This window comes from Yaniella soli, from assembly GCF_054782375.1.
Genome location: NZ_BAAGSP010000007.1, coordinates 124,909 through 135,946, shown reverse-complemented (window position 1 = coordinate 135,946; position 11,038 = coordinate 124,909). Strand labels below are relative to the sequence as shown.

The following is an 11,038-nucleotide window of genomic DNA, read 5'->3' as shown; positions in this document are numbered from 1 at the left end:
ACACCAATATTCTCACTCATACGACAGAATTAACACGACATTTCAGCACTGTCCGATTAAACCGCCGACACCACCAAAAATAAAAGCGACTGTAGTACTAGGACGGTATTTCGGGGTGGCCGCGCAATTTTGGCTCAATCTGCAGACGCGGTACGACCTGGAAGTCGCTGAGGATCGTGTGTCAGCAGAGGTTGACGCGATTAGCACCCTTGAACGCAGCGTGATTTTCCAGGCCACGGATGTTGCTGGATCTCGGGTTCGGACTTCAGTATTCGGGTGTGGTTCCCCTGCGACGCTTTTGAGAGCTCGATCTTGAATAAAGCATGATGCCGTGGCGCACATGTATGTCGTTGCAGCCTAAATGGTGCCTCAATATCCTGGGAGTATGAACGACATTGATGCGACGCCGGAGACACGCGCTCTGCGGGAGCTCCTTGAAGCACGTCGTGATGAATTCCGCGCTTTGCTGGCGAAGTACGGTGCGACCCGTCCGCAGCTATTCGGGTCGGTTGCGCGTCCGGACTCCTCGAAGAGACTCGCGAGCTGTTCGACCGCGAAAACATCGACATTTTTCCGGAGCAATTGATCAAAGAACAGATATCTCGGACAGCCCTTGGGCACGCAGTCGCACTATGATCCTGGCCTCGCATCCGGGTCTTCCGGAATAACCTTGTCCACCAGTGTTTCGGCGTCGATGTTGAGGTCGTTCGCGACTTCGCGACCGCAATGTTGGTGCCAGGGAGCGTTCGAGTCTTGTTTAGAACAGCGGCCACGGAACCGCTGGCATTTGGCCGCTGGGCGCAGGGAACTGACCCGTTTGGTGCAATTCAGTGCAGCGGCCAGCGAGGGCAGAAAGTTCTTCGGAACTTAGGAATTTAGATAGTTCTTGACCAAGCTCTCCGGATAACGCGTGGCTCAGCTGGTCGATTCCGTCCAACTCGTCTTCGGTTATCGGATCGTCAACCCAACCCCAAAGCACGGTGCGGAGTTTCGGTTCATCGTGAAAGCTCAGGCCATGATCCACTCCGTACCGGTGCCCGTCGGACATAGCGAGGATATGGTCGCCTTTTCGATCGGCGTTATTGATCAGAACATCAAAGACAGCCATGCGCCGTAGCTCTGGGGCGTCTTCGTGAAGCAGCGCAACCAGTTGCCCATTACCATCCTGTCCGTGCAGAATGGTTTTCCAGCCCGTGGTGGGTCGTTGCTCGGTTGGCATCAGCTGTACCGCATGCTGTGCGGGGTCTGCTTCCTGCCAGAGTTGCACCATGCCTTCACCGAAGGGACCATCGCGTAGCCAGGTGTGCGGCACGAGGTTCCAGCCGAGGGCTTCGGACACGAGAAAGGCAGCCACCTCCCGGTGCGCTAAGGTGCCGTGCGGAAAGTCCCATAGTGGTTTTTCGCCTGCAATTGGCTTGTAGACGACGCTTACTTCGCCGATGTTCCCCAAAAATGTTGCATTTGAGGCGGTGGTGATCCGACCGGTGAGTTCCAGTTCGCCGGTGAGTAGCTTGTCGGGTGACATTACAAGTCGGGCCCGGCGCAGTCGTGTCCGTCGGGGTCAATGGGATGACCGCAGCGGGCGCAAATTGGGCGGCCCGCGGCCACGATTTCTTCGGTTCGCTTCGCGAAAGCGCGTGCCATACCCACCGGCATTTGCACCCGGACGAGTTCATCGGAAGTTGGCTCTGGCTGTGTGAGTTCCTCTTCGGCATCCTCGAGGGCGTAGGCTTCCAACACCACCTGTACCATGGAGGGGTCCCAACCTAGGTTCATGGAGCCGACCCGGAAGAGCTCGACAACTTCTTCCAATGGTTCATTATCGACAAGTTCCACGGGGGTATGTGTTGGGACGCTGTGTGGGTTGCCCTCGACGGTGCTCAGTTCATCAAGAATCTTGTCGATCATTTCTGCTACCAATGCCGCCTGCTGTTTCTCTAGGGCGATGCTGGCCAGCTGTACCCCGTTACGTACCTGCATATAGAAGGTGCGTTCGCCGGGCCTACCGATGGTGCCGATGACGACACGATCAGGCCAGTTAAACTCGTGGACTGTTGTGGGCATTCTAATATCCTAGACCGGTTGTGTTCATGATGCTTGGTGACCTGCTCCGCCGCCGACCGGGGCCTCCGCGGTATGCAGACCCGGAGCAAGCCAGGAGAGATCCCCGGCCTCAGTGTTTACCGCATGCACCCGCGGGCCGCTCGTACCGTAATGCACAATCGATGCGGAGGCTGGGCCCACACTCAGACGTTGAAAGAGGTCAAGGTGCATCCCTAAGGCATCGGCCAGAATGGATTTGATGATGTCCCCGTGGCTGACCGCCACCCACACGGCACCGCTTCCATGCTCTGCCTCGAAGGCTGCGTCGTGACGCCGAATGGCGGAAACCGCCCGTGCTTGCATTCCCGCCATTGATTCTCCACCGGGAAAAGTCACCCCTGAAGGGTGTGACTGCACCTGCGACCAGAGTTCCTCGGCGGCTAGATCGGTAAGGCTACGGCCTTGCCAAGCCCCATAATCGCATTCAGTCACATCCGAATCCATCAACATATCGTCGGTTTGTGCCTGGCGTTGCAGGACTTCCTGAGCGGTCTGCACACATCGCTCCAGTGGGCTGGAAACCACGCCGACTAAGGGCAGTGCCGCTAAACGGTCCGCCGTATGCACTGCCTGTTCGTGTCCGGTCGCATCGAGCTTGACCCCGGGGGACCGGCCTGCCAGCACTCCGGTGGCATTGGCTGTGGTGCGACCGTGCCGCACAAGAATAACTGTGGCCATGTACCCAGCCTAACCATCAGCTTGGTGACATAGCGATTCGTTAGCCTGGTTCTTTTCGCTGAACCGTAGGTATGGTGAACAGGAGATCAGATCTGTCCACACCCTTTACAGGAGGTTGTAGCCATGAGTTTTAATGTCTATCTTTCCGGTGAGATTCATACCGATTGGCGTGAAGAGATCCGGCGCGGTGCTGAGTCCGCTGGGCTGGACGTGGTCTTTACTGCCCCGGTGACTGACCATCCTGCCAGCGATGCTGCTGGCGACCACCTGGGTAAACCAGATGACAACTTCTGGCGTGATCATCAGTCCGCCAAGGTGAATGCAATCCGCACCCGCACCTTGATTGAGCAGAGCGATATGGTCGTGGTGCGTTTCGGCGACCAGTACAAGCAGTGGAACGCCGCTTTCGATGCCGGTTACGCTGCAGCGCTGGGGAAGCCCTACGTGACGCTCCACGACGAAGATATTGTCCATCCGCTCAAGGAAGTCGACGCCGAGGCGCAGGCCTGGTGCACGACCACCGACCAGGTCGTGGAGACTCTGCGTTACGTACTCAAAGCTTAAGAGATTGGTTCTGTTATTCGGAATCGGTGATCCGTTGTGGGGTTGTCTATAGCCTGTAATACTTTGGCTATGGCTAGCCTCACTTATCAAGATTCGATCGTTATTCAAGCATCTCCGGAACAGGTCTACGATCTGGTTTCTGACGTCACCCGGACAGGGGAGTGGAGTCCCATCTGCACAAGCTGTTGGTGGCAAGACGGCGGATCCGCGCATGTCGGGGCTCGCTTTACCGGCCGCAATGAGCGCAAGGGACGGACCTGGGAAACTGTTAGCGAAGTCGTCGTCGCGGAACGGGGTCGAGAGTTCGCGTGGGTGGTAGGCGACGGCTATGTTCGATGGACTTATACACTTGCGCCAACCGATAGTGGTACTGAACTGACTGAGTGCTGGGAGTTCCTGCCCGCCGGGCTCGAAATGTTCCACGACAAATTCGGTGAGAAAGCCCCCGCTGCCATCGAAGCACGCACCAAGGACGCCCATCAGGGAATACCGGCCACGCTCGCTGCTATCAAACGGATCGCCGAGCAATAAGCACTGTCGACATCCACTGTAAATATAGCGATATGAACAACGAAAAACCGCTAGATTAGAATCATTGTCGACTAATGAACGGGTTTTATGTCTCGCGTCATCACTAAACACCTAGTCCTAGCTTCCGCGATGGTCACTGGTTTGTTGTTGTCGGGGTGCACTTCTCAAGAAGAAGTTTCACCGGAGATACGTCCTCTTACCGGTGACGCCGCCACTGCGAAATCCCAAGACCCGATCGTGACCGAAGGCAATGGTTCCGAACAACCCGATATGGATGACGCTTTGGCTGAAAGAGACCAGTTCGTTGAGGACCAACAGCTGCCCCTTGACGGTTCTCCTCTTTCGGCAGTCACACCAGAACAAAAACAATTTATCGAAGAGCAGCGCACTCACGTTGAGGAACAAGGAGGAGTTTGGACTCCCGAGGCCGAGAGCCTGACCCTTGCCTTGACCGCTGATGCGTGTGAAACCGCAATTTCGAACAGTCATGAATCGGATGCTTCGACTGTTCAGATGCACATCGATACTTCACCGCTCTTTGCAAGCCAGCTTCCGGAGACTCTGCCTGAGGACCAGCGCGCTCAAGCTGAGATAGGCATGGCAGACATCATGGTGTACGGCATGCAGCACATGTGCCCGGACGATTTTTCCCAGTGGAGTGACGCTGTAATGGAGATATATCCGGAGTACTACGGTTCGCAACAGTAACGTAACTAGCTGCTCATCGTCGTTTCGGGGAGTCGGGGGGATCATGGTCTCGCGAACCATGATCTAGATTAGATCCGACACTGTCTTGTCGACTTTATCCGGGGTCCGCATCGGTCCGTGGTGAAGCGCACGAAAGTCTGGATTCAGGACTCGACGTTGCCGTGTGATTCTGTCTCTTTCCACATCCGGTGGTCCAACCGACCGCCATGCAAGAGGACAAGCGGCGTGTTTTTTTAGACGGCTCCACTTGACGAGCCTTGGCCTATAGATCAATTGCAGGCTGGTTGCTACGATGACGGCTATGTGGCAAGAATCGGACAGCACAGCGTTTTCACTCGCGAAGAGCCAGGCTCAGAAATCATTTGATGAGGGCGGAATCCCAATTGGTTCAACACTTGTCGATAAGCGCGGCGAGATCATCGGGACGGGCCATAACCAACGTGTTCAATTAGCTGATCCGACTGCGCACGGTGAGGTCTCGTGCTTGCGGAATGCTGGGCTCCGAGGTAACTACGCAGATTGCACTATATTTACGACGCTGGCGCCATGTGCGATGTGTACGGGCGCAATACTTCTGTTCAAAATTTCCCGAGTCGTGGTGGGTGAAGCTACTACCTATACCGGGGATCTGGAGCGGCTCCGTGAGGCAGGCGTCGAAGTAGTTCTTGTGGATGACGCAGAATGTATCGAACTGATGCAGCGCTTCATTGCTGAGAACCCAGAAACGTGGAATGAAGATATCGGAGAGGGCGTTTGATCGCACGTTGGTTTCACCCGAGAATATCCTGTTGCACCTTCCAAAGAATGAAGAGCACCAGGTGCGCGATGTTTTCGCACTGCTCGAGGAGCGTGGCTTCCCAGCACAACAACAGACGCCCCACATCACGATCACATTTTCGCAGGATATGGCAGACGACGTTGTGCAGCGTGCTGCCGAGTTGCTGCCACCGGTGATTCCTGCCAGCTTTCGGAGGGTTGGCAGCGTTGTTTTCGGGACGAAACGCAAACAGACCGTTGCTTGGCTCCTCGAAACCTCGGATGAACTGGAAATAGCGGCTCGTGAGATCAGCGCGCTCAACCCTGACGGGCGAGGCCCGCGCTGGACGCCGCACTTAACGATGGGTCTGCGATTACCTCGTGTGATGGTGCCCGACTACATGCGAGCGCTCGATGAGGTAACGTCTGCACACCTCAAGGAACTCACAGTTATCCGGGCGTCGCTCCGGCAACCACAAAGCCAACAGCTCACAGTGCTTGCGGGACAACGATGACAGATCGGAACTTGCCACCGTATTTTGCTGACTCGCTACCTGGGAGAGCTGGTTGGCCGATTGGATTGGCCCACCGTGGCGCGGACGTCCAGCGTGAGAACACCATGGGGGCTGTACGCGAGGCCGTGGAGCAAGGGTTCGGGTATATCGAGATTGATGTGCGGACCAGTGCGGACGGCAAGGTCGTGGTCTTCCATGATGAGCAGCTGGACCGAATTACCACCGGCACGGGAAGGCTTTCTCACTACACATGGGATGAACTATCAACCGAGACGGTTCTTGGGCCCCAGCCACGACATGAACAGGTCTCGGAGCCTCTCGTATTATTCGAACACTTACTCGAGACGTTTCCGAATACTCGATTTAACGTTGATCTTAAAGACCGGGCCTCGGCGGCCCCGATGGCCGAAATCTTGCGACGCCACCGAGCATGGGACCGAGTACTGATCGCTGCATTTCGCGACTCCCATCGTCGATTGTTTTTCGACCATATTCAAGCGGAAGATCACACAGTAGCTTCCTCTGCTGGTAGTGAAAGCGTTGCTCAATTACTGCTGGCACATCGGCTCGGTCGCTTCACGCAAACTGTACGACGGCTGCGACAAAGGCTCCCGCTTCACGCTTTGCAAGTCCCCGTTCGGCAGGGGTGGATTCGAGTCGTGACCAAACGATTCGTGGATGCGTGCCATCGGGCAGGCATAGCCGTTCATGTTTGGGTCGTGAATGAACAGGAGGAAATGGAGCGTTTATTGGCCATGGGTGTCGACGGGTTGGTGACAGATAATGGGGCCGACATCGCTGAGGTTCTTGCCGCTCGGGGCCAATGGCCGCAGAGATTATGAGCGATCTACCGGTGCGCATCATCGAGAAGCGTGAAGGGTATAGTATTCGCACTTTAATCTCCGAAGGCGTGGCACCCTGTGCTGATCGTGGTCGCATTCCGTCCAACGTGGAGCCGACTTCTGGAGTCATGAGTCGTCTTTGTCCTGATCACGACGCTCCTTCGATACGCGAGATTTTTCGCGGGTCTCAGACAGGCTAATGAAGTCCCTTGAGAAGAATCTCGAGCTTCGTTTTTAGAGGAGGTATATCGTCGTGGGCAATTTGTGCGAGTGTTCGGACATCGACCACACAGTATTCATGAGCAATGAGATTCTTCATTGCTATTGCGGCTGAAACCTCCTCCAATTTCGGCCTGCTGGCACGGTCCATACGCTGGTATGCATTGGGCGCCTCTCCCAGAATTTCAAATTGTCGTTCAACGGCCGATTGCAGGATCAAATCCTCTGCTATATCGTCCGATGATTTCCCTGTTGTAAAAGAAATAATATGCAGACCTGGATCGCGTCGTAAACGCGTGTGCGGACATCACTCCGCATATATATATCGTACTTGTTAGCTTGTACCATTGCTTCGAAGTAGGGATTGGAGAAATTGTAGCCAATCACCAAGTACACATCTCTTTTGAGAAGTCTCTCGAGGCCGGACTTCAGTCCCATCCGGGCACGGATACGGCTTGGTGCTTCATTGAGGAACTCCACGAGAAAATCGTAGTCGCTGTGCTCGGGATCGAAGTCATTTGTTAGTGCCGAACCGAAGAGCGTCAGCGACTTGACGTAATGTCGCTCGCAAATCTTGGAGATGGCGTCGACATCCATCCTGAGTCCTTCAAACACGGATTCAATCTACCGTGCCTGTGCCCGATTTTGTGTTGGAGGAAGAGAACCGCGAGCGCGCTGGACCAGTTAGCCTTGTTAAGGCGATGTGGGAACGACTTCGTCTCACTCATGAGGTGGGCGCTTTCTGTTCTGCTTGATTTCAGCACGGTGACGTTTTGCCTTGAGTCGGCGCCGTTTCGAACCTCGTGTCGGTTTGGTTGGGCGTCGGACGGGCTGGGGTGCGAGAGCTGCTCGAAGGAGAGTACTGAGTCGCTGGCGGGCCTCGGTTCGGTTGCGTATTTGAGCTCGGTGCTCAGAAGCCGTAATCGTGAGCGTGGTTCCAGATAGTCGATGGTCGAGACGGTACAGGACGCGTTCGCGCTGGGTATCGGTCAGGGCAGTAGTCGTACCCAAGTTCAGACTGAGCTGCACCCGCGAGTCAGTTGTATTGACGCCCTGGCCACCAGGACCTGAGGAATGTGTGAATTGCTCCATCAGATCCCCGGCAGGGACGATTAATCCGCGTGGGATACCCGGTCCTGCTGGAATATGGAGATCCTTCATATTGGCCAGTGTGGCATAGGAACCTTGGGCACCCAAGTATCGTGCCATCCTCCGGTGTCAGTTGGACGCGAGCTTATGCGACCGGAGGTTATGTGGCCGCCTAGGCTCTGTGCAATAGGTCTGAGTGGAGCTGATCGAGGCTGGTGACGCCCATCAGCCCGAGTGAGATATCTAGCTCGGCGATCAGATAATCTAGCACGCTCTGTACCCCGCTGCTACCGTCAATGGCTAAACCGTAGAGATAAGGTCTGCCAACCCCGACAGCGTCGGCCCCTAGTGCAAGGGCTTTGATAGCATCGGCCGCAGTGCGAATCCCACTATCAAAGATTATCGGTAGCTGTGCGTCGACCGCCTGCCGCACCTGAACCAATGAATCCAAAGATGCTGTGGCTCCGTCAAGCTGTCGACCGCCGTGATTCGAGACCCATAGTGCATCAGCCCCGAGCTGTTGAGCTCGTCGTGCATCGTCGGGGTGTTGAATCCCCTTGACGATGACCGGTAGGTCGGTGGCTTCCCGGAGTCGGGCGATATCGGTCCAGGCTAGGTCAGTGCGGGAGAATATTTCCAGGAACGTCTCCACGGCCGCACGCGGGTACGGGGAGCGAAGGTTCTGGAGCAGCCGTCCTGGGTATCGTCTGGACATACCGATCAGTGCTCGTACTGCAGCAGGGGTGGGCTTCGGAGAATCGGCTGTGTTGGTCTGCTGCCTATCGGCGTGTACCCGGGCTTCGACCAACTTGGCGAACTCGGGGTCGGAGGTGTACTGCCCAACGCCCATACCATGGGCAAAGGGCAGGAAACCATTGTCCAGATCGCGGGTGCGCCAACCCAACATTAACGTGTCTAACGTGACGACTATGGCGCTAGCTCCGGCGGCCTCTGCGCGGCGCACCATGCTAAAGGCCACCGCGTCGCTGGTGCCCCAGTAGAGCTGATAAAACCAGGGAGAACCGTCTAATTGAGCGGCGATCTCTTCCACGGGCACGGAAGCTTGGGTGGAGACCGTCATGGGGATCGTGGTGCGCCTCGCCGCCTTGGCCGTAGCGACATCCGCTTGCGGGTGGACCATTTCTGCTACGCCGATCGGTGCCAGCAGATAAGGAGTCGGAAGATCCAGACCCAGTAGCTGAATCTGTAAGCTACGCGCGCTGACCGGCGAAGCCATCCGAGGTACTAGATGCCACTGGTTAAAAGCGCGTCGGTTGTTGTCGTTGGTGGACTCCGTTCCTGCAGAGCCATCGATGTAGCCTCGTGCCTGGCGCGACATGGTGTTCACCGCAGCATTGTGTAGCTTCTCGCTGTTGACAGGGACCTTCGGTCGGCGGCCGTAGAGCCCGGCCCGGTAAATGAGGTTCTGCATGCGGCGGCCGGGTGGCACTTGTGCGGGCATGGAGCTCCCTTCGATGTTCTACCGCTTTCGTCACGGCATCGGGTCGGGCGGATACACCTGCGATTTGATGCTGTAGAGAATAGCAGATGAGCTGTGGAGAAGGCGATTGAACGTGAGCGTCATAGTTCGTGACTCTTGGGTTACTGGGAGATCGTTTCATAGTGGACGCCATGTCGTATGCGTGCCTCGTTGAACAGGTCTTGTCACTGCGTCGGCACAGTGTTTGTGTGGAACATGGAAGTCCAACATCTGCAACTCAAGGAGGATGTATGACTCAGAACCTCAACGGACATACCATTGCATTTGTCGCCACCAATGGCGTCGAACAGGTGGAACTTACTTCACCGTGGGACGCGGTGAAGAACGCGGGCGCCACCCCGGTGCTGGTATCGGATAAGACAGGCAGCATCACTGCTATGCAGGGCGATTGGGATCACGGAGACTCGTTCACCGTGGATCGCCACATCAGCGAGGCAAAAGCCGAAGACTTCGACTCCCTCGTGTTGCCCGGCGGCACGTTGAACGCGGATACATTGCGCACCAACGAGGATGTGTTGAACTTCGTGCGCGGGTTCTTCTCTGCTAAGAAGCCGGTGGCATCAATCTGCCACGGCCCATGGCTGCTGATCAACGCCGGCGTCGTCGAAGGACGAAAAGTCACCAGTGTCGATAAGGTCTCCATTGACTTAAAGAATGCCGGGGCCAACTGGGTCGACCAAGAAGTTGTCGTCGACAACGGTCTGACAACCTCCCGGAACCCAGGTGATCTTGATGCATTCAACGCCAAACTCATTGAGGAAGCAGCTGAAGGTAAACACCGTCAACAGACCACATAAGCTTGTCGCTTGATTGTTCATCGAGTTCGAAAGGCCCGCTACCGACCGATTGGTGGCGGGCCTTTCGACTGCGTGCCAAAAAGTAGACTTTACCGAGTTTTCTGGTGAGAACACGCCCCATTAGTCCAGATCCGGACTGTCCTGCGAAAGCACCCGTTCAGCACCGAGTACGTTTTCCAAGACTTGTGGATCCAAGGGAGTGCCGCGGCGTAGGACGCTCAGCGAACCGCTGGGTTCGAGTACGATGCACCGGGCCTGCGCTGGATCTGAGATTCCCGCCCGGCGCAGCGAACTCATGATGTCGTCGTGCGTCACGTGGGTCTTGCGCATCAGGTCGGGCTGAGGTTTTCCGTGTGCCAATACCACTGTTGGTTGGACATGTAGCACCTTGTGGATGTTTATATTGCTGCGTATCTGGCCGAAAATCGCTTCGCAGGTGAGTAGTGTGGCTAGGCCGATGATGCCGGCCGTCAGGGTCGGTGGGTCGCCAACGATTACGCGACCCGCTACAGAGCCGAACATGATACCCACGACGACGTCGAATCCTGTGAGCCCGGACAATACCCGTGCACCGAAAAGGCGCAGGAGTAGTAAACACGCAAGATAAATGACGATGGCCGTGATAATGACTATCGGGATACGCCACAACTCGAGGCCGAGGGTGTCTCGTAGTTGTTCCGGTGTCACGCTGAAAGCATCCATTCAGTCATCGTAAGCGAGCCTGCTCTAGGATGG

The 11,038-nt window shown here is 56.1% G+C and carries 15 protein-coding genes; 7 read left to right on the top strand and 8 right to left on the bottom strand.

The features are described 5' to 3' along the window. Nucleotides 1-757: 757 nt before the first annotated feature. From ACYVJT_RS05825 to ACYVJT_RS05815, 3 genes are read right to left on the bottom strand one after another with little or no spacing between them, the layout of a single operon-like run. A complete protein-coding gene (locus tag ACYVJT_RS05825; protein WP_343955711.1) occupies nt 758-1,525 on the bottom strand; it encodes an SCO1664 family protein in 768 nt (255 codons plus the stop codon). Then, the gene (locus tag ACYVJT_RS05820; protein ID WP_343955712.1) at nt 1,525-2,064 is read right to left on the bottom strand and encodes a DUF3090 domain-containing protein; all 540 of its coding nucleotides are present in this window, start codon (nt 2,062-2,064) and stop codon (nt 1,525-1,527) included. Before ACYVJT_RS05820 ends, ACYVJT_RS05825 begins: the two co-directional genes overlap by 1 nt. A gap of 24 nt (nt 2,065-2,088) precedes the next feature. Further along, on the bottom strand, nt 2,089-2,781 hold the full coding sequence (locus ACYVJT_RS05815) for an MSMEG_4193 family putative phosphomutase (RefSeq protein WP_343955713.1): 693 nt from the start codon (nt 2,779-2,781) through the stop codon (nt 2,089-2,091). A gap of 123 nt (nt 2,782-2,904) precedes the next feature. On the opposite strand from ACYVJT_RS05815, the gene ACYVJT_RS05810 reads away from it, so the two are divergent. The 6 genes from ACYVJT_RS05810 (at nt 2,905) to ACYVJT_RS05785 (ending at nt 6,697) form a co-directional block, all read left to right on the top strand. After that, nucleotides 2,905-3,345, top strand: a complete 441-nt coding sequence (locus tag ACYVJT_RS05810; RefSeq protein ID WP_343955714.1) for a YtoQ family protein — start codon at nt 2,905-2,907, stop codon at nt 3,343-3,345. Between the two features lie 69 nt (nt 3,346-3,414). Then, nucleotides 3,415-3,876, top strand: coding sequence for an SRPBCC family protein (locus tag ACYVJT_RS05805; protein ID WP_343955715.1), 462 nt, complete (start codon nt 3,415-3,417; stop codon nt 3,874-3,876). A gap of 87 nt (nt 3,877-3,963) precedes the next feature. Beyond that, the gene (locus ACYVJT_RS05800; RefSeq protein ID WP_343955716.1) at nt 3,964-4,584 is read left to right on the top strand and encodes a hypothetical protein; all 621 of its coding nucleotides are present in this window, start codon (nt 3,964-3,966) and stop codon (nt 4,582-4,584) included. Between the two features lie 301 nt (nt 4,585-4,885). Beyond that, nucleotides 4,886-5,341 (top strand): nucleoside deaminase, encoded by a 456-nt coding sequence (locus ACYVJT_RS05795; RefSeq protein WP_343955717.1) that lies wholly within the window; start codon nt 4,886-4,888, stop codon nt 5,339-5,341. Nucleotides 5,342-5,372: 31 nt separating this feature from the next. After that, the gene (locus ACYVJT_RS05790; protein ID WP_343955718.1) at nt 5,373-5,855 is read left to right on the top strand and encodes a 2'-5' RNA ligase family protein; all 483 of its coding nucleotides are present in this window, start codon (nt 5,373-5,375) and stop codon (nt 5,853-5,855) included. Then, on the top strand, nt 5,852-6,697 hold the full coding sequence (locus tag ACYVJT_RS05785; RefSeq protein WP_343955719.1) for a glycerophosphodiester phosphodiesterase family protein: 846 nt from the start codon (nt 5,852-5,854) through the stop codon (nt 6,695-6,697). The genes ACYVJT_RS05790 and ACYVJT_RS05785 overlap by 4 nt, the downstream gene beginning before the upstream one ends. A 196-nt stretch (nt 6,698-6,893) precedes the next feature. Here ACYVJT_RS05785 and ACYVJT_RS05780 read toward each other — a convergent pair whose 3' ends face one another. The 4 genes from ACYVJT_RS05780 to ACYVJT_RS05765 form a co-directional block, all read right to left on the bottom strand. Next, nucleotides 6,894-7,136, bottom strand: coding sequence for a HepT-like ribonuclease domain-containing protein (locus tag ACYVJT_RS05780; RefSeq protein ID WP_425579838.1), 243 nt, complete (start codon nt 7,134-7,136; stop codon nt 6,894-6,896). An 8-nt stretch (nt 7,137-7,144) separates the two neighbouring features. After that, nucleotides 7,145-7,531 carry a nucleotidyltransferase family protein gene (locus ACYVJT_RS05775; RefSeq protein WP_343955720.1) on the bottom strand — a complete coding sequence of 129 codons (387 nt, stop codon included), beginning with the start codon at nt 7,529-7,531 and terminating at the stop codon, nt 7,145-7,147. Between the two features lie 105 nt (nt 7,532-7,636). Beyond that, nucleotides 7,637-8,077 carry an alternative ribosome rescue aminoacyl-tRNA hydrolase ArfB gene (arfB, locus tag ACYVJT_RS05770; protein ID WP_343955834.1) on the bottom strand — a complete coding sequence of 147 codons (441 nt, stop codon included), beginning with the start codon at nt 8,075-8,077 and terminating at the stop codon, nt 7,637-7,639. Nucleotides 8,078-8,177: 100 nt separating this feature from the next. Beyond that, nucleotides 8,178-9,467, bottom strand: a complete 1,290-nt coding sequence (locus tag ACYVJT_RS05765; RefSeq protein ID WP_343955721.1) for an alpha-hydroxy-acid oxidizing protein — start codon at nt 9,465-9,467, stop codon at nt 8,178-8,180. Nucleotides 9,468-9,736: 269 nt separating this feature from the next. Here ACYVJT_RS05765 and ACYVJT_RS05760 point away from each other — a divergent pair, with 269 nt between their 5' ends. Then, complete coding sequence (locus tag ACYVJT_RS05760; RefSeq protein ID WP_343955722.1) at nt 9,737-10,303, top strand: type 1 glutamine amidotransferase domain-containing protein; 567 nt, start codon at nt 9,737-9,739, stop codon at nt 10,301-10,303. 120 nt (nt 10,304-10,423) lie between these two features. On the opposite strand, the gene ACYVJT_RS05755 is transcribed toward ACYVJT_RS05760, so the two are convergent. Beyond that, entirely contained in the window at nt 10,424-11,005 is a 582-nt protein-coding gene (locus tag ACYVJT_RS05755; RefSeq protein ID WP_343955723.1) for a DUF421 domain-containing protein, read from the bottom strand. Nucleotides 11,006-11,038: the final 33 nt, after the last annotated feature.